14 protein-coding genes are annotated in these 16,809 nt (G+C 68.2%); 11 read left to right on the top strand and 3 right to left on the bottom strand.

Translation table 11 applies throughout. From position 1 onward, the window contains the following. Positions 1-110: 110 nt before the first annotated feature. Entirely contained in the window at positions 111-1,541 is a 1,431-nt protein-coding gene (locus JN22_RS28140; RefSeq protein ID WP_085557023.1) for a peptidylprolyl isomerase, read from the top strand. Beyond that, positions 1,541-2,575 carry a 4-hydroxythreonine-4-phosphate dehydrogenase PdxA gene (pdxA, locus tag JN22_RS28135; RefSeq protein WP_085557022.1) on the top strand — a complete coding sequence of 345 codons (1,035 nt, stop codon included), beginning with the start codon at positions 1,541-1,543 and terminating at the stop codon, positions 2,573-2,575. Before JN22_RS28140 ends, pdxA begins: the two co-directional genes overlap by 1 nt. Positions 2,576-2,725: 150 nt before the next feature. Here pdxA and JN22_RS28130 read toward each other — a convergent pair whose 3' ends face one another. Beyond that, complete coding sequence (locus JN22_RS28130) at positions 2,726-3,379, bottom strand: LabA-like NYN domain-containing protein (protein WP_396022000.1); 654 nt, start codon at positions 3,377-3,379, stop codon at positions 2,726-2,728. A 233-nt stretch (positions 3,380-3,612) separates the two neighbouring features. On the opposite strand from JN22_RS28130, the gene rpoZ reads away from it, so the two are divergent. The 7 genes from rpoZ (at position 3,613) to era (ending at position 10,293) form a co-directional block, all read left to right on the top strand. Continuing rightward, positions 3,613-4,047 carry a DNA-directed RNA polymerase subunit omega gene (gene rpoZ / locus JN22_RS28125; RefSeq protein WP_085557021.1) on the top strand — a complete coding sequence of 145 codons (435 nt, stop codon included), beginning with the start codon at positions 3,613-3,615 and terminating at the stop codon, positions 4,045-4,047. A gap of 94 nt (positions 4,048-4,141) precedes the next feature. Further along, positions 4,142-6,316 carry a RelA/SpoT family protein gene (locus JN22_RS28120; protein WP_085557020.1) on the top strand — a complete coding sequence of 725 codons (2,175 nt, stop codon included), beginning with the start codon at positions 4,142-4,144 and terminating at the stop codon, positions 6,314-6,316. Positions 6,317-6,466: 150 nt separating this feature from the next. Next, positions 6,467-7,201 (top strand): pyridoxine 5'-phosphate synthase, encoded by a 735-nt coding sequence (locus JN22_RS28115; protein WP_085557019.1) that lies wholly within the window; start codon positions 6,467-6,469, stop codon positions 7,199-7,201. Continuing rightward, positions 7,198-7,695: a holo-ACP synthase gene (gene acpS, locus JN22_RS28110; RefSeq protein WP_449658112.1), complete on the top strand. Its 498-nt coding sequence runs from the start codon at positions 7,198-7,200 to the stop codon at positions 7,693-7,695. Before JN22_RS28115 ends, acpS begins: the two co-directional genes overlap by 4 nt. Continuing rightward, entirely contained in the window at positions 7,692-8,459 is a 768-nt protein-coding gene (gene lepB, locus JN22_RS28105) for a signal peptidase I (protein WP_085557018.1), read from the top strand. The genes acpS and lepB overlap by 4 nt, the downstream gene beginning before the upstream one ends. 78 nt (positions 8,460-8,537) lie before the next feature. Further along, entirely contained in the window at positions 8,538-9,242 is a 705-nt protein-coding gene (rnc, locus tag JN22_RS28100) for a ribonuclease III (protein WP_223677919.1), read from the top strand. 145 nt (positions 9,243-9,387) lie between these two features. After that, positions 9,388-10,293 carry a GTPase Era gene (gene era / locus JN22_RS28095; protein WP_085557378.1) on the top strand — a complete coding sequence of 302 codons (906 nt, stop codon included), beginning with the start codon at positions 9,388-9,390 and terminating at the stop codon, positions 10,291-10,293. A 198-nt stretch (positions 10,294-10,491) separates the two neighbouring features. Here the strand turns inward: era and JN22_RS28090 are convergent, their stop codons facing one another. Both JN22_RS28090 and JN22_RS28085 read right to left on the bottom strand, forming a co-directional pair. Continuing rightward, positions 10,492-10,875, bottom strand: coding sequence for a hypothetical protein (locus JN22_RS28090; RefSeq protein ID WP_085557016.1), 384 nt, complete (start codon positions 10,873-10,875; stop codon positions 10,492-10,494). A gap of 31 nt (positions 10,876-10,906) precedes the next feature. Next, positions 10,907-13,405 (bottom strand): sensor domain-containing protein, encoded by a 2,499-nt coding sequence (locus JN22_RS28085; RefSeq protein WP_085557015.1) that lies wholly within the window; start codon positions 13,403-13,405, stop codon positions 10,907-10,909. Positions 13,406-13,599: 194 nt separating this feature from the next. Between JN22_RS28085 and recO the strand changes: the two genes are divergently transcribed. After that, positions 13,600-14,322 (top strand): DNA repair protein RecO, encoded by a 723-nt coding sequence (gene recO, locus JN22_RS28080; protein WP_085557014.1) that lies wholly within the window; start codon positions 13,600-13,602, stop codon positions 14,320-14,322. Between the two features lie 18 nt (positions 14,323-14,340). Further along, positions 14,341-16,560, top strand: coding sequence for a DNA topoisomerase IV subunit A (parC, locus tag JN22_RS28075; protein WP_085557013.1), 2,220 nt, complete (start codon positions 14,341-14,343; stop codon positions 16,558-16,560). The last annotated feature ends 249 nt before the right edge of the window (positions 16,561-16,809 follow it).

Below are 16,809 nucleotides of genomic sequence, written 5' to 3'. Positions count from 1 at the left end.
CTGGGACGAAACGCCACAATTCCGCCCCGGACAGAGGGCATAGGATTTCGTTTGCAGAGGCCCTAACCCGGCCGTATGAACGGGCAACCTGTTTTTGGAGCTGGAGCACCATGCCGAGTTTGCGAGCCGTCCGGTCGGCCTTTGCCGTGGCGACCGCCTGTGCCGTCCTGGCCCTTCCCGCCATGGCGCAGACGACCAAGCCGCCCGCCGCGAAGACCCAGGGCAGTGCGGCCGCGGCGCCGGGCGGCGAGCGCATCGCCGCCGTCGTCAACGACGAGGTGATCTCGTACTCCGACGTCAACGCGCGCATCCGGCTGGCCCTGCTCAACACCGGCACCCAGGAAAGCCAGGAGACGCGGCAGCGGCTGACCCCGCAGGTGATCCGCCAGCTGGTGGACGAGCGGCTTCAGCTCCAGGAGGCCAAGCGGTCGGGGGTCTCCATCTCCCAAAACGAGATCGACGAGGCGATCAAGCGCATCGCCGAGCAGAACCGCATCAGCCGTCCGCAGCTCGAGACGATGCTCAAGAACCAGGGCATCCCGGTCTCGACCCTGAGCGAGCAGGTCCGCGCGCTGCTCGCGTGGCAGCGGGTGATGAGCCGCCGCGTCCGCCAGGAGGTCGTGATCGGCGAGGAGGAGGTCGAGGCCGCGATGGAGCGGCTGAAGGCCAACATTGGCAAGCCCGAGTATCTGCTGGCCGAGATCTTCCTGGCGGTCGACACCCCCGACCAGGAGGACGAGGTGCGCCGCACCGCCGACCGCCTGCTCGAGGAGGTCCGCCGGGGTGGCAATTTCCCGGCGCTGGCCCGGCAGTTCTCGCAGTCGGCCGGCGCCGCGTCGGGTGGCGACCTGGGCTGGGTCCGCACCGGCGAGATGTCGGCCGAGATCGACCGCGCGCTGGCGACCATGCGTCCCGGCCAGCTGTCGTCGCCGGTCCGCACGGCGACCGGCTACCACATCCTGCTGGTGCGCGGGCAGCGCCCCTTCGGCAGCACCGGCGGCGAGATGCAGGCCGCTCCGCCGCCGCCGCCGCGCCCGCAGCCGCGCCCGGACATCGCCAGGGCGTCGGTCAACATGAAGCAGATCGTCATGCCGATCGCTTCCAAGGAGGACGCGAAGTCGGTCAAGGACGCCGCCGAGAAGCTGCGCAAGACGATCAAGAGCTGCACGGATTTCGAGGCCAAGGCCAAGGCCACCGGCGTCCCGGAATCCGGCGACATGGGCACCTTGCGGGTCAAGGACCTGCCGCCCGGCCTCCAGCAGCTCGCCGTCGGCATTCCGCTCGGCCAGCCGAGTCCGGTGCTGCTGAGCCCGGCCGCCGCCGTCATCCTGATCGTCTGCAAGCGGGACGTGCCGATGATCCAGCCGCCGCCGGAGGCCCAGCCGGCTCCCCCCCCGCCGGCGCCGACCCCCGTCAAGGAGGCCAAGCTGCCGGGCCGCGAGGAGGTCGAGCATGACCTGATGAACGAGCGCGCCGACCTGCTGGCCCGACGCTATCTGCGCGACCTGCGCCGCTCGGCCTTCATCGAGGTGCGCGTCTGATGGGCGCCCCGCCGGACCGCCGCCCGCCCGATGGACCGCCGCTGGCCGTCACCATGGGCGAGCCGGCGGGAATCGGCGGGGACATCACGCTGAAGGCCTGGGAGTCGCGCCGCGACACCGGGCTTCCTCCCTTCGTCCTTCTCGACGATCCGGCGCGGCTGGCGGCCCTGGCCGCCCGGCTGGGGCTGGACGTGCCGGTGCGCGCCGTCGCGTCGGCCGCCGAGGCGGTCGCGCTCTTCGACAACGCATTGCCGGTGTTGCCGGTCGCGCTGGCGGCGCCGGTCGTGGCGGGCCGTCCGGATCCGGCGAACGGCGCCGCCGTGATCGCCAGCATCGACCGGGCGGTCGCCTTGGTCCGGGCCGGGGAGGCGTCGGCGGTCGTCACCAACCCCATCCAGAAATCGGCGCTCTACGCCGCCGGCTTCCGGCATCCCGGCCACACCGAATATCTGGCGCATCTCGCCGGGCTGGCGGACGAGCCGATCATGATGCTGGCCGCGGCTGACCTGCGCGTCGTTCCGGTCACCATCCATGTCTCGCTGCGCGAGGCGGTGGAGCGGTTGAGCGCCTCCGCCATCGTCCACGCCGGGCGGGTGACGGCGGCGGCGCTGGTCCGCGACTTCGGCATCGCGCGTCCGCGTCTGGCGGTGGCGGCCCTGAACCCGCACGCGGGGGAGGGCGGGGCGATGGGGCGCGAGGAGATCGACATCATCGAGCCGGCGGTCGCCGCCCTGCGCGCCGAGGGGATCGGGGTCGCCGGGCCGCGCCCGTCCGACACCCTGTTCCACGCGGCGGCGCGGTCGGGCTTCGACGCGGCGCTGTGCATGTACCACGACCAGGCGCTGATTCCGTTGAAGACGGTCGATTTCGACAGCGGCGTGAACATCACGCTCGGGCTGCCCTTCGTCCGCACCTCGCCCGACCACGGCACGGCGCTCGACATCGCCGGCACGGGGAAGGCCGGCGCGGTCAGTTTGATCGAGGCGATGAGGACGGCCGACCGGATGGCGCGCAACCGGCGCGCCGGGGCATAAGAAGCGGCTTGCGCCTCGGTCCGACGCCGCTCGACGGGCCGAAGCCGCCCAACGGGCATGGCCGGGTTTCCCCCCGGCATCGCCGTGGCTGGCGGTCGCGGATGCCCGGCGCGAGGCCGGGCGGGACGAGTGGGAATGGATGCCCGGCGATCAGCTGTGGTCGTCGGGATCGTACATCGACGGCGCGTTGTGCTGGGGATGATGGTCGTGGTAGCTGGCGGCGGGCGGCTCGCGGTGGTGATGCTGCCGCGCGATGAAGGGCGCCAGATCCTGCAACTCGATGAAGTTGTCGGCCTGCCGGCGCAGTTCGTCGGCGACCATCGGCGGCTGAGAGCGCACCGTGCTGATCACGCTGACGCGCACGCCCTTGCGCTGCACCGCCTCGACCAGCCGGCGGAAATCGCCGTCGCCCGAGAAGAGCAGGATGTGGTCGACTCGGTCGGCGATCTCCATGACGTCGATGGCCAGCTCGATGTCCATGTTGCCTTTGATCTTGCGCCGGCCCGACGCGTCGGTGAACTCCTTGGTCGGCTTGGTCACCATGGTGTAGCCGTTGTAGTCCAGCCAATCGACCAGCGGACGGATCGGCGAATACTCCTGGTCTTCAACCAATGCGGTATAATAGAAGGCGCGAACCAACCTTCCCTCGCCGGCGAAACCGTCGCGCAATCTTTTGTAGTCTATGTCGAAGCCGAGCGATCGCGCCGCGGCGTAAAGATTGGCCCCATCAATGAACAGGGCGAGACGTTCTTCTTTGTAGAACAATTTGCTGACGTCGCGCGGCAATGTTGTGCTGCGTTCCAATGTCGTAATCCTTTCGTGATCGCTTGGAATATATGGTCGAAATATAGAATATCGCTATATCCCTGTTGTGAAATTAGTGCATGCTGACCGCCCCGACAAGGGGTGATGTCCCTAATACGGGGCCAGCGGCTTTTCTCCTGCGCGGAAGCCGTGAAATGTCCTGTTCGCGCTTGCGCCGGCCGGGCCGGGTCTATACAGTCAAAGACCTCCTATGAAGCCGGAGTTCGTTTGGCATGGCCCGCGTTACCGTTGAAGATTGCGTCCTGAAGGTTCCGAACCGTTTCGAGCTGGTGATGATGGCCGCTCAGCGCGCCCGTGAGGTGGCTTCCGGCGCTCCGCTGTCCATCGACCGCGACAACGACAAGAACCCGGTCGTGGCGCTCCGCGAGATCGCGGACGAGACGGTGTCGCTCGACTATCTCAAGAACGCCCTGATCAAGGGCCACCAGAAGCATGTCGAGCCCGACGAGCCCGAGGAGGAGATCGTCGAGCTGATGGCCGGCGAGAACGACTGGGCGGCGCGCGGCAACAACTCGCTGGGCGACGAGGACGGCATGAGCGAGAGCGACGGCGAGGAGCTCGACGAGGGCGACGACGTCGCCGCCGACATGGATGCCGAGCCGGGCGCCGGCTTCAGCATGACCGAGGATGGCGACGGGGACATCTGATCCTGGACGACGATCGGGCCGCTAGGGCGGGGGGCATCCGGCCTCCCGGAGTTTTTCACGAAGAGGGGACGCCGCGCGCGTCGGGTCGGGCCGCATGATCCGGCAGTACGAGCTTGTCGAGCGCGTCAAGGCGTATGATCCCTCGGCGGACGAGGATCTCCTCAACCGCGCCTACGTCTTCTCCATGAAGGCGCACGGGTCGCAGACGCGCGCGTCCGGCGACCCCTACTTCCTGCATCCTTTGGAAGTCGCCGGCATCCTCACCCAGATGAAGCTGGACGCCGGCACCATCGCCACGGCCCTGCTTCACGACACGGTCGAGGACACGGTCGCCACGCTCGAGGACATCGAGCGGGTGTTCGGCAAGGAGATCGCCCGGCTGGTCGACGGCGTCACCAAGCTGTCGCGCCTGGAACTGCACAGCGAGCAGGCCAAGCAGGCGGAGAATTTCCGCAAGCTGGTCATCGCCATGTCGGAGGATATCCGCGTCCTCCTGGTGAAGCTGGCCGACCGGCTTCACAACATGCGCACGCTCTACCACCTGAAGAAGCCGGAAAAGCGCAAGCGGATCGCCCGCGAGACGATCGAGATCTACTCGCCGCTCGCCGAGCGCATCGGCATGCACAAGATCAAGGACGAACTGGACGACCTCGCCTTCGCCGAGCTGAATCCCGATGCCCGCGACAGCATCCTGGCCCAGCTCGCCCGCCTGCGCACCGAGGGCGAGAGCCGCGTCCAGACCATCATCACCGAGCTGCGCGACGTGCTGGCGGAGGAGGGGCTGCCCGACGTGCCCGTCTCGGGGCGCGAGAAGTCGGCCTATTCGATCTGGCGCAAGCTCCAGCGCAAGAACGTCAGCTTCGAACAGCTTTCCGACATCATGGCCTTCCGCATCACCGTCAACACGGTGGGGGAATGCTATCAGGCGCTCGGCGTCGTCCACGCCCATTACCCGGTGGTGCCGGGGCGCTTCAAGGACTACATCTCGACGCCGAAGCCCAACGGCTACCGCAGCCTGCACACCGGCGTGATCGGTCCCGGCCGCAACCGGATCGAGGTGCAGATCCGCACCAAGGACATGCACGAGATCGCCGAGCTGGGCGTCGCCGCCCACTGGGCTTACAAGCAGGATCACCAGCCGCGCACGACGGGCGGCGAGTACCGCTGGCTGCGCGAGCTGCTCGACATCCTGGAGCACGCGCAGAAGCCGGAAGAGTTCCTGGAGCACACCAAGCTCGAACTCTTCCAGGACCAGGTCTTCTGCTTCACGCCGAAGGGCGACCTGATCGCGCTGCCGCGCGGCGCGACCCCGGTCGATTTCGCCTACGCCGTCCATTCGCAGGTCGGCGACCATTGCGTCGGCGCCAAGATCAACGGCCGCATGCTGCCGCTGCGCACGCAGTTGCAGAACGGCGACCAGGTCGACATCGTCACCTCGAAGGCGCAGACCCCGGTTCCCGGCTGGGAGCGCTTCGTCGTCACCGGCAAGGCGCGGGCGCGCATCCGCAAGTTCCTGCGCACCCAGCAGCGTGCCCAGTATGTCGAGCTCGGCCGCGGCATGCTGATGCGGCAGTTCAAGGCGGAAGGCTACGAGTTCTCGGAAAAGTCGCTGGAAGCGGCCATCAAGATCTTCCAGCAGCCGACGGTGGACGATCTGATGGCCGGTGTCGGCTCCGGCCTGCACACGGTGCGCGAGGTCTTCCACGCCGTCTTCCCCGGCCACAAGGCGCAGAACGCCCAGCCGGCGCTGCGCGACCTGGACGAGAAGGCGGCGCAGACCCAGAAGGCCAAGGCCAAGGCGCGCGGCAAGGAATCGCCGCTGCCGATCCGCGGCCTGATCCCCGGCATGGCGGTGCATTACGCCCGCTGCTGCCACCCGCTGCCGGGCGACCGCATCGTCGGCATCGTCACCACCGGCAAGGGCGTCACCATCCACACCATCGACTGCGAGACGCTGGAGAGCTTCCACGAATCGCCGGAGCGCTGGATCGACGTCTCCTGGGAAAGCGGCCAGGACACGCCGGAGGAGCATGTCGGCCGCATCACCGTGGTCATCGGCAACGAGCAGGGCTCGCTCGGCACCCTGTTTACCGTGATCGGCAAGAACCAGGGCAACATCATCCACCAGAAGATCACCAACCGCAGCACCGACTATTTCGAGCTGCTGATCGACATCGACGTGAAGGACGCCAAGCACCTGACCAACATCATGGCGGCCCTGCGCGCGACCCCGGTCATCCATTCGGTGGAGCGGGCGCGGGGGCGCTGACGTCTCCGTTTCCGCCGCACGGCGTTCCCGATCCCGACCGGCGATGGGCGAAACGTCCGCATCGGGCGTGACGCGACGCCCCGGCACCGCTATATAGACGGAATCGCCGTGCTTTCCCGGTACCGGCCGGCGGCCGTTTGGAGTGCTTTGATGTCCCGTTTCCTGCGCCTAGGCGTGAACATCGACCATGTGGCGACCGTCCGCAACGCACGCGGGGGGGGGCATCCCGACCCCGTGCGCGCGGCGCTGCTCGCCATCGAGGCCGGTGCCGACGGCATCACCGCCCATCTGCGCGAGGACCGGCGCCACATCACCGACCGCGACATCGAGCGGCTGGTGGCCGAGATCAGCCGCCCGCTGAATTTCGAAATGGCGGCGACCGACGAGATGCTGGCCATCGCGCTCCGTCACAAGCCGCACGCCGCCTGCCTCGTTCCGGAGAAGCGCACCGAGGTGACGACCGAGGGCGGCCTGGACGTGATCGGCAACGCCGCCGCCCTGGCGCGTCCGGTCGGCGAGCTGGGCGCCGCCGGCATCCGCGTCTCCCTGTTCATCGATCCCGAGCCGGCGCAGCTCGACGCCGCGAGGGCGCTCGGCGCCCCGGTGGTGGAACTGCACACCGGGGCCTATTGCGACGCGGACACTCCGGAGGCGCGGGCCCGCGAGCTGGAGCGCATCGTCCGCGCCGCCGCCCACGCCGAGGCCATCGGACTGGAATGCCACGCCGGCCACGGGCTGAGCTACGCCACCGTCGGGCCGGTCGCCGCGATCCCGACCATCGTCGAGCTGAACATCGGCCATTTCCTGATCGGCGAGGCGATCTTCGTCGGGCTGACCAACGCCATCGCCCGCATGCGCGGGGCGATGAAGGCGGCCCGCCCATGAAGATGGGAGCCGGCATGATTCCAGGCCTGATCCTCGGCATCGGCAACGATCTGATCGACATCCGCCGCGTCGAGAAATCGCTGGAACGCTTCGGCGCGCGCTTCATCGAGCGCATCTTCACCGAGGTCGAGCAGGCGAAGTCGGAGCGTCGCGCCGGCTCGGCCGGGCGCCACAGCGCGCGGGCGTCGAGCTACGCCAAGCGCTTCGCCGCCAAGGAGGCGTGTTCCAAGGCGCTCGGCACCGGCTTCCGCGACGGGGTGTTCTGGCGCGACATGGGGGTGGTCAACCTGCCGTCCGGCCAGCCGACCATGATCCTCACCGGCGGCGCGCTGAAGCGGCTGCGGGCGATCACGCCGCCCGGCATGCGCGCCCGCATCCACGTCACCCTGACCGACGAGTACCCGATGGCGGAAGCCTTCGTCATCATCAGCGCCGAACCGGACGTCGAGACCGGGCCGGCGACCCTTCCCACCGACACGGCGAACCCAGCATGACTTTCCAGAAGGACACGGCGACCTCCGCCAAGCCCAAGGACTCCGGCTTCGCCGAAACGGTGAAGACGGTGCTCTACGCCGTGATCATCGCCTTCGGCGTGCGCACCTTCGCCTTCGAGCCCTTCAACATCCCGTCCGGGTCGATGATCCCGACGCTGCTGATCGGCGACTATCTGTTCGTCTCGAAATTCTCCTACGGCTACAGCAAGCACACCGTCTCCTTCGGCGTGCCGCTGTTCGAGGGGCGCATCTTCGGCGGTTTGCCGGAGCGCGGCGACGTGGCGGTGTTCAAGCTGCCGCGCGACAACAAGACCGACTACATCAAGCGGGTGATCGGCCTGCCCGGCGACACGATCCAGATGATCGGCGGCGTGCTGCACATCAACGGCCAGCCGGTGAAGCGCGAGCGCATCGAGGATTACGTCTCGCAGGACGGGCTCGGCCGCACGGTGCGCACCGCGCAATATGCCGAGACGCTGCCCAACGGCCGCACCCACCGGATCATCGAGGAGTCGGACAACGGCCCGCTCGACAACACGCCGGCCTACAAGGTGCCCGAGAACCACGTCTTCATGATGGGCGACAACCGCGACAACTCGCTGGACAGCCGGGTGCCGGCCCAGGTCGGGTTCGTCCCGGTGGAAAATCTCGTCGGCCGCGCCGAGTTCCTTTTCTTCTCCCTCGACGAAGGCACCCGCTTCTTCGAGGTGTGGCGCTGGCCGGTGGATCTCCGGTTCAGCCGCCTGTTCAGCGGAGTCCGGTAATTGACAGAGGATCGGACGGCGTCCACGCATAACGTTGCGGACGCCGGTCATGGAAAGCACAGCGAGGAATCGGCGGACGTGGCGTTGCTCGCCCGGTCGCTCGGCCACGAATTCGCCAATCTGGGGCTGTTGCAGGACGCGGTGACCCACCCCAGCCTGATGGGACTGGAGCGCAACGGCCGCAAGTCGCACAACGGCCCCGGCATCGCCTACGAGCGGCTGGAGTTCCTGGGCGACCGCGTGGTCGGGCTCGTCGTCGCCGAATGGTTGCTGGAGCATTACCCGCAGGACCGCGAGGGGGCGCTGGCCAAGCGGCACGCCGCGCTGGTGCGCCGCGAGTCGCTGGGCCGGGTCGCCGACGCCATCGGGCTCGGCGCCTATCTGCGCCTGTCGCCGGCCGAGGCGCAGAGCGGCGGGCGCGCCAACCGCACCATCCTGGGCGACGCTTGCGAGGCCGTGCTCGGCGCGCTCTATCTCGACGGCGGGCTGGAGGCGGTGACCCGCTTCGTCCGCGGCGCGCTGGCGGATCACATCGAGAAGGCGGCTCCGCCGCCGCTCGATTCGAAGACGACCTTGCAGGAATGGGCGCAGGGGCGCGGCAAGCCGCTGCCCAGCTACGAGCTGGTCGAACGCAGCGGCCCGGCGCACGAGCCGGTGTTCGTGGTTGCGGTGCGCGTCGCGGGGATGGAGCCGGTCACCGGCACCGGCCCCTCGAAGCGCGTCGCGGAGAAGAAGGCGGCCAACGCGTTGTTGCGCCAGGTGGGAGTGCAGGTCGATGACTGACGGTCGCGACGACATCGACGATTCGTTCGAGGATGAGGATTTCGAGGACGCCCCGGAGGGTTCCGAGGAAGGCGCTGACGACGAGGACGGGGAGGAGGGCGAGACGGTGGAGAGCGCCGGCATCGAACTGCCGCCGCTCGTCTCCATGCCGGAGAACCCGCGCTGCGGCTTCGTGGCGCTGGTCGGCGCCCCCAACGCCGGCAAGTCGACGCTGCTGAACGCGATGATCGGCAGCAAGGTGTCGATCGTCAGCCCCAAGGTGCAGACGACGCGCACCCGCGTGCTCGGCATCACCATCGAGGGCGACAGCCAGCTGATCTTCGTCGACACGCCCGGCATCTTCAAGCCCAAGCGCCGGCTCGACCGCGCCATGGTCGCGGCGGCGTGGCAGGGGGCCGACGACGCCGACGTCATCGGCGTGCTCTACGACGTGTCGCGCCGCGGCATCGACGACGACACCCGCAGCATCGTCGCCCGGTTGAAGGAGCAGGGCCGGCAGGCCATCCTGATCCTCAACAAGATCGATCTGGTGAAGCGCGACGTGCTGCTCGGCATCGCCGACGAGTTCCAGCAGAGCGGCGTGTTCACCGACATCTTCATGGTGTCGGCCTCGACCGAGGACGGCGTCGCCCATCTGAGGAAGTTCCTGGCCGAACGGCTGCCCGAGGGTCCCTGGCATTTCCCGGAGGACCAGATCTCCGACATGCCGATGCGCCTGCTGGCGGCGGAGATCACGCGCGAGAAGCTGTTCCTGCAACTGCACCAGGAGCTTCCCTATTCGGCGACGGTCGAGACCGAGACCTGGGAGGAGTTCGACGACGGGTCGGTGAAGATCTCGCAGGTGATCTTCGTCCAGCGCGAAAGCCAGAAGGCCATCGTGCTGGGCAAGGGCGGCCAGCGCATCAAGTCGCTGGGCCAGTCGGCGCGCGGCGAGTTGCAGAAGATGCTGGAGCGCCGCGTCCACCTGATCCTGTTCGTCAAGGTGCGCGAGGGCTGGGTCGACGATCCCGAACGCTATTCGGCCTGGGGGCTGGATTTCGGGGCGTCGTGAGGTCTGCCTTTGCCCAAACATGCCTCTGTCTGTTCGTCATGCCCGGCCTTGTGCCGGGCATCCACGCCCGCAAATCATGCAAAAGAGATTGCACGTGGATGACCGGTACAAGCCCGGTCATGACGAGGACAGTGGAATAGGCATGGCGGCAATTCCCAATCGAAGATTCATCGATCAAATCTTCGGGGGGCAGGCGCATCACCGCTGCAACATCGCGCTTTCCTTGCCGCACAGGAAGAACACCTTCTCATAGACCTTGAGAAGCGCGTCGGTCAGTGCCCGCACCTCGCGGCTGCCCATGGCGCGCGGCTTGGCCGGGTCGACATGGAGCACGCAGCTGTTCTTCACGTCGTTGAAGGCGGCCAGCGCGTGGATGCGGTCGGGTCGGAACTCGTCCGGGAAATTCTCGTCCATCAGCCAGAAGCATTGGAAGTTCCGGCAGGATGGCGGGCGCTCCTCGTAGATCGAGCAGCCCTTGCCCTGGTCGCAGGAGGCGCACCATTTGGCGGAGGGCTTCTTCAGCTCCGGCACCCCCATCAGCTTGCAGCACAGGGTGCATTCGCCGCAACTGCGGTCGGACATGCGGGGGTTCTCCTTGGGGTATGCGGGTTGCCTAGGAGGCCAGCGCGCGTTCGGTCTCGGCCACCAGCAGACGCTCGGCGGCGGCGGCCGGGGTGGGGCGGGCGAAGTGGTAGCCCTGCGCGTACTGGCACATGATGTCGCGCAGATACTCCGCCTCGCTCTCGGATTCAACCCCTTCGGCGACCACGTCCATGTTGAGGATGGTGGCGAGGGTGGCGATGACCTGGACGATGGCGGCGTTCCCCTCGCCGGACGACAGCGCCTTGACGAAGGTGCGGTCGATCTTCAGCGTGTCGACCGGGAAGCTGTGCAGGTAGGCCAGCGAGGAATAGCCGGTGCCGAAATCGTCGATCGACAGCCGCACGTCCATGGCGCGGATCCGCCGCATCACCTCGCGGCACTTGTCCGGATCCTGCATCAGCAGGCTTTCGGTCAGTTCCAGCTTCAGGCTCGACGGTGGGATGGCGGTCCGTTCCAGCAGATCCTCCACCACCCCGGCGAGGTCGTCGTCGCGGAACTGGCGTGGGGAGACGTTGACGCTCATGAACAGCGGGGTCGGGCGCGGGAACTGCCGCTGCCACGCCACGAGCTGACGGGTCGCCTCCTCCAGCGCCCAGCGGCCCATCGGCAGGATCAGCCCGGACTCCTCGGCCAGCGGGATGAACTCCATCGGCGGAACGAGCCCGCGGTCCGGGTGGTTCCAGCGCATCAGCGCCTCGAAGCCGGCGATGGCCCCCGTCTTCAGCGACACGATGGGCTGGTAGTGCAGGCAGAGCTGGTCCTGCTCCAGCGCGGTGCGCAGGTCGGCCTCGGTCCGCATCACCGCCATCGCCTGCCGGCGCAGGTTGCCGTCGAACACGTCGATGCGCGCCCGCCCGCCCGACTTGGCGCGGTACATGGCGAGGCTGGCGTCGCGCAGCATGTCCTCCGGCTTCTCGTAGCCGGTGGCGCTCAGCGCGATGCCGATCGAGGCGGTCAGCACGATGTCATGGCCGTCCAGGTTCACCGGGCGGGAGATCGCCTGCGCCATGCGCTCCGCCGCGCCCAGCGCGTCGCCGGCGTCGTCGATGTCGTCGAGCAGGATGGCGAACTCGTCGGCCGACAGCCGGGCCAGCGTGTCGCCGATGCGGCGGCTGTTGTCGAGCCGCTTGGCGATGATCCGCAGCAGCCGGTCGCCGGTGGCGGTGCCGAGCGCGTCGTTGATCGACTTGAAGCGGTCGAGGTCGATCAGGATGGTGGCGAACTGCCGCGCGCCGGTCCGCTTGTTGCGGTCCAGCGCCTGCCCGATGCGGTCGAGCATCAGGGTGCGGTTGGGCAGGCCGGTCATCGGGTCGTGGAAGGCGTCGAACAGCAACTGCTGCTCCGCCTTCTTGCGGGCGGTGATGTCGGTCATCGAGCCGGCGATGCGGACGGCCGACCCCTGCTCGTTGCGCACCGCCAGCCCGCGCACCAGCATCCAGGCCTCGTCGCCGTCGGCGCGGCGGATGCGGAACTCGTGCTGGAGATGGTTGCGCTCGCCGGTCAGATGCAGGTTGATGGCGCTGCGCAGCCCGTCGAGGTCGCTGGGCGTCACCCGGTCGAACCACTCGGCGATGGTGCCGGAAATCTCGGCCTCGCCGTAGCCGAGCATCGCCTTCCAGCGCGGCGAGTAATAGATCTCCCCGCTGTCGACCTGCCAGTCCCACAGCCCGTCGGCGGCCCCGGCGGCGGCGAGCGCGTAGCGCTCCTCGCTCTGGCGCAGGCGCTGCTCGGCGGTCTTGCGGTCGGTGACGTCGGCCTGGCTGCCGACCAGCCGGATCGGCGTGCCGGCGGGGTCGAGCACGGCGATGCCGCGGCAGGCCATCCAGCGGGTGGCGCCGTCGGCGGTGCGCATGCGGTACTCGACCTGGAAGGCGGCGTCGCCGGGCCTTCCCAGCGCCTCCAGCGCGTCGAGCATGACGCTGCGGTCGGCCGGGTGGATTCGGCCCAGCCATTCCTGCGGGCTGTCCGTCAGTTCGGTCGCCGCGAGTCCGAGCAGCGACGCCCAGCGCGGCGAGTAATAGACCCGGTCGGTGACGAGATCCCAGTCGTAGAGCCCGTCGTTGCTTGCGGCGGCGGCGAGCGCGTAGCGCTCCTCGCTGCGGCGCAACTCCTGCTCGGCGGTCTTGCGGTCGGTGATGTCGGAGACCGAACCGACCAGCCGGACCGGCTCGCCGGAATCGTCCATCACCGCCATGCCGCGGCAGACCAGCCAGCGCCAGCGCGCCTCGCCCGTCTTGGCGGAATCGGCACGGCGGACCCGGTGCTCGATCTGGAACGGCACCGACAGCCCGACCATCTGGGCCTCGAAGGAGGCGTGCAGCCAATCGACATCGTCGGCGTGCACCAGTGACAGCCAGTCGCCGGGCCGGTTCACGTCGCCGGGAGGCAGGCCGAGGAACTCCTTGAAGCGGGGGGAGAGGTACAGCGTGTCGCTGCGCAGGTCCCAATCCCACACGCCTTCGGAGCCGGCCTTTTCCGCCAGGAGATATCGATCGATGTTGCTGCCCAAAACCCCCTCGTCGAACCTCTCGGCGTGTGGCGGGGAGGCCCACCGTTGCTCAAGGATGATGCCATCCTAGGGACGGCTTGGTGAAGGAACAATGAAGAGGGCTTGGCGTATACGTCGATGGTTGCGCACGTCAAGCCTCGCCCTTGCAAAAGCCGGGGTGGCGACAAATCGCCCCGCCTGATAGAGCTGTGTTCATGGAATGGTCCGATCAGGGCATCCTTCTGTCGTCCCGCCCGCAGGGCGAGGGATCGGCCGTCGCGACGTTGCTGACCCGCGAGCACGGGCGGCACGCCGGGCTGGTCATGGGCGGACGCTCTCCCCGCCTGCGCGGCGCGATGGAACCCGGAACGCTGGTCGCCGCGCGTTGGCGGGGCCGGCTGGCCGAGCATCTCGGCCACTTCACGCTGGAGCCGGTCCGAGGCTACGCCGCCGCCTTCTTCGACGACCCGGCGGCGCTTGCGGCGCTGGCCAGTGCCTGCGCCCTGGTGGAAGCGGCCGCCCCCGAGCATGACCCCCACCCGGCGCTGTTCGACGGGCTTCTGGCGCTGTTCGGGCTGCTCGACGCGCCGGCCTGGGCCGAGGCCTACGTGCGGTGGGAGATCGGGCTGCTGGCCGAGCTTGGCTTCGGGCTGGATCTCGACCGTTGCGCGGTGTCGGGCGCCAACGACTACCTTGCCTATGTCAGCCCGCGCACCGGCCGCGCCGTCACCGCCTCGGTCGGTGAACCCTACCGCGAGCGGCTGCTGCCGCTGCCCGATTTCCTGGCCGGACGGGGCGGCGGCGGGCCGGCGGAGGTCGAGCATGGCCTGCGCCTGACCGGCCATTTCCTGGAGCGCCATCTGCTGAATGGGCCGCTGCCGCCGGCGCGCGAGCGATTAAGAGAACGTTACGCGAACGCGGTAGCGCGCCCGCGCTAGAACTGGTAGACACACGGCATGAAGCCGCAAGATCCCGCCCTCGACATCCTGGAGAAGCCGCTCGCCGACGCGCTCGGCGAGCGCTATCTCAGCTACGCGCTGTCGACCATCATGTCCCGCTCGCTGCCCGACGTGCGCGACGGGCTGAAGCCGGTGCACCGCCGCCTGCTCTACGCCATGAGCCAGCTCCGGCTGGAGCCGACGACGCCGCCCAAGAAGTCGGCCCGCGTCGTCGGCGACGTCATCGGCAAGTTCCACCCGCACGGCGACACGTCGGTCTACGACGCGCTGGTGCGTCTGGCGCAGAGCTTTGCCGTCCGCTACCCGCTGATCGACGGGCAGGGCAATTTCGGCAACATCGACGGCGACAGCGCCGCGGCCATGCGCTACACCGAGGCGCGGCTGACCGAGGTCGCCAAGGCCCTGCTGGACGGCATCGACGAGGACGCCGTCGACCTGCGTCCGACCTACGACGGCGATGGCGACGAGCCGGCGGTCCTGCCGGCCAACTTCCCCAACCTGCTGGCCAACGGGTCGAGCGGCATCGCCGTCGGCATGGCGACCAACATCCCGCCGCACAATGTCGGCGAGATCTGCGACGCGCTGCGCCACCTGATCAAGCACCGCGACGCCTCGATCGAGACGCTGGTCGGCTTCATGCCCGGCCCCGATTTCCCGACCGGCGGCCTGCTGGTCGAGCCCCGCGCGAGCATCGTCGAATCCTACCGCACCGGGCGCGGCGCCTTCCGCCTGCGCGCCCGCTGGACGGTGGAGCGGATGGGGCAGGGGACCTGGCAGATCGTCGTCACCGAGATCCCCTACCAGGTGCAGAAGGCCCGGCTGATCGAGAAGATCGCCGAGCTGCTGACCAACAAGAAGCTGATCCTGCTGGAGGACGTCCGCGACGAATCGGCCGAGGACATCCGCCTGGTGCTGGTGCCGAAGAACCGCAACGTCGATCCCGAGGTCCTGATGGCCTCGCTGTTCCAGGCGACGGATCTGGAGATCCGTTTTGCGCTGAACATGAACGTGCTGGGCGCCGACCATGTGCCGCGCGTGATGAACCTGCGCGAGGTGCTCCAGGCCTTCCTCGACCACCGGCACGAGGTGCTGGTCCGCCGCTCGAACCATCGGCTGCGGCAGATCGACCACCGGCTGGAGATTCTCGGCGGCTATCTGGTCGCCTACCTGAATCTCGATGAGGTCATCCGCATCATCCGCGAGGAGGACGAGCCCAAGCAGGAGCTGATCCGCGCCTTCTCGCTGACCGACGTGCAGGCCGACGCCATCCTCAACATGCGGCTGCGCAACCTGCGCAAGCTGGAGGAGATGGAGATCCGGCGCGAGCACGACGCGCTGACCGCCGAGAAGAACGGTCTGCTCGAACTGCTGGGCGACGAGGGGCTGCGCTGGAAGCGCATCGCCGAGGGAATCGCCGAGATCAAGAAGAAGTTCGGAGGCGGAGCGCTCGGCAAGCGGCGCACCGACGTCGCCGACGCCCCGGCCCTCATCGAGGTGCCGCTGGAGGCGACGGTCGAGCGCGAGCCGGTGACGGTCATCTGCTCCGCCAAGGGCTGGATCCGCGCGGTGCGCGGCCATCTGACCGACGCCGAGGACGTGAAGTACAAGGACGGCGATTCCAAGGGCTTCGTCATCCCCTGCGAGACGACCGACAAGCTGCTGGTCTTCGCCAGCAACGGCAAGTTCTTCACGGTGGGGGTCGACAAGCTGCCGCGCGGCCGCGGCTTCGGCGAGCCGGTGCGGCTGATGATCGACCTCGGCAACGACGCCGAGATCGTCGACCTGTTCCGCCATCATCCGGCCGGCCTGCGGTTGGTGGTGTCCGAGGATGGGCGCGGTTTTCAGATCGAGGAGAGCGAACTGCTCGCCCAGACCCGCAGTGGCCGGCAGGTGCTGAATTTGGACGAGGGCAAGAGCGCCCGTATCTGTCACCTGATCAACGGCGATCATGTCGCGGTCGTCGGAAACAACCGTAAGATGCGTGTGCTGCCGCTGGCCGAGGTGCCGTTGATGACGCGGGGCAAGGGGGTGACGCTCCAGCGTTACAAGGACGGCAGCGTTTCCGATGTGAAGACCTTCGCCATGGACGATGGGTTGAGCTGGGAGAATGGTGGGCGCAAATTCGTTGTGACCGATCTGAACCGCTGGTTTGACGACAAGGCCAAGACCGGTTGGACTGTGCCCAACGGTTTCCCCAAGCAGAACCGTTTCACCTGAGCGGCGCCCCCACCGGCGCGGGTTCGTCCCGCGCCGGTAACCCCCTGACGAAATACACGCATTTTTCGTTGGGCCTTGATCGGGACCATCCGCTTCCTGCATAATCCGATCAGCGAAAGAAAGCTGGGGTGGAGCGGCCGCACCGTCCGGAATGATCAGCCACGCACCCCGATTTTCCCGCTTTCCTTGCCCGTTCCGTCGGGCCGCTCCGGAACCGGCCGGCACGATGGGGTGTGGACACGCTGAAAA

This window comes from Azospirillum agricola, assembly GCF_020005195.1.
Classification (GTDB): domain Bacteria; phylum Pseudomonadota; class Alphaproteobacteria; order Azospirillales; family Azospirillaceae; genus Azospirillum; species Azospirillum agricola.
This window is presented reverse-complemented; position numbering and strand designations above follow the sequence as displayed.

Coding starts and splice junctions, on each gene's coding strand:
- JN22_RS28140 (WP_085557023.1), top strand. CDS start 111: ATGCCGAGTTTGCGAGCCGTCCGGTCGGCCTTTGCCGTGGCGACCGCC.
- pdxA (WP_085557022.1), top strand. CDS start 1,541: ATGGGCGCCCCGCCGGACCGCCGCCCGCCCGATGGACCGCCGCTGGCC.
- rpoZ (WP_085557021.1), top strand. CDS start 3,613: ATGGCCCGCGTTACCGTTGAAGATTGCGTCCTGAAGGTTCCGAACCGT.
- JN22_RS28120 (WP_085557020.1), top strand. CDS start 4,142: ATGATCCGGCAGTACGAGCTTGTCGAGCGCGTCAAGGCGTATGATCCC.
- JN22_RS28115 (WP_085557019.1), top strand. CDS start 6,467: ATGTCCCGTTTCCTGCGCCTAGGCGTGAACATCGACCATGTGGCGACC.
- acpS (WP_449658112.1), top strand. CDS start 7,198: ATGAAGATGGGAGCCGGCATGATTCCAGGCCTGATCCTCGGCATCGGC.
- lepB (WP_085557018.1), top strand. CDS start 7,692: ATGACTTTCCAGAAGGACACGGCGACCTCCGCCAAGCCCAAGGACTCC.
- era (WP_085557378.1), top strand. CDS start 9,388: ATGCCGGAGAACCCGCGCTGCGGCTTCGTGGCGCTGGTCGGCGCCCCC.
- JN22_RS28090 (WP_085557016.1), bottom strand. CDS start 10,875: ATGTCCGACCGCAGTTGCGGCGAATGCACCCTGTGCTGCAAGCTGATG.
- recO (WP_085557014.1), top strand. CDS start 13,600: ATGGAATGGTCCGATCAGGGCATCCTTCTGTCGTCCCGCCCGCAGGGC.
- parC (WP_085557013.1), top strand. CDS start 14,341: ATGAAGCCGCAAGATCCCGCCCTCGACATCCTGGAGAAGCCGCTCGCC.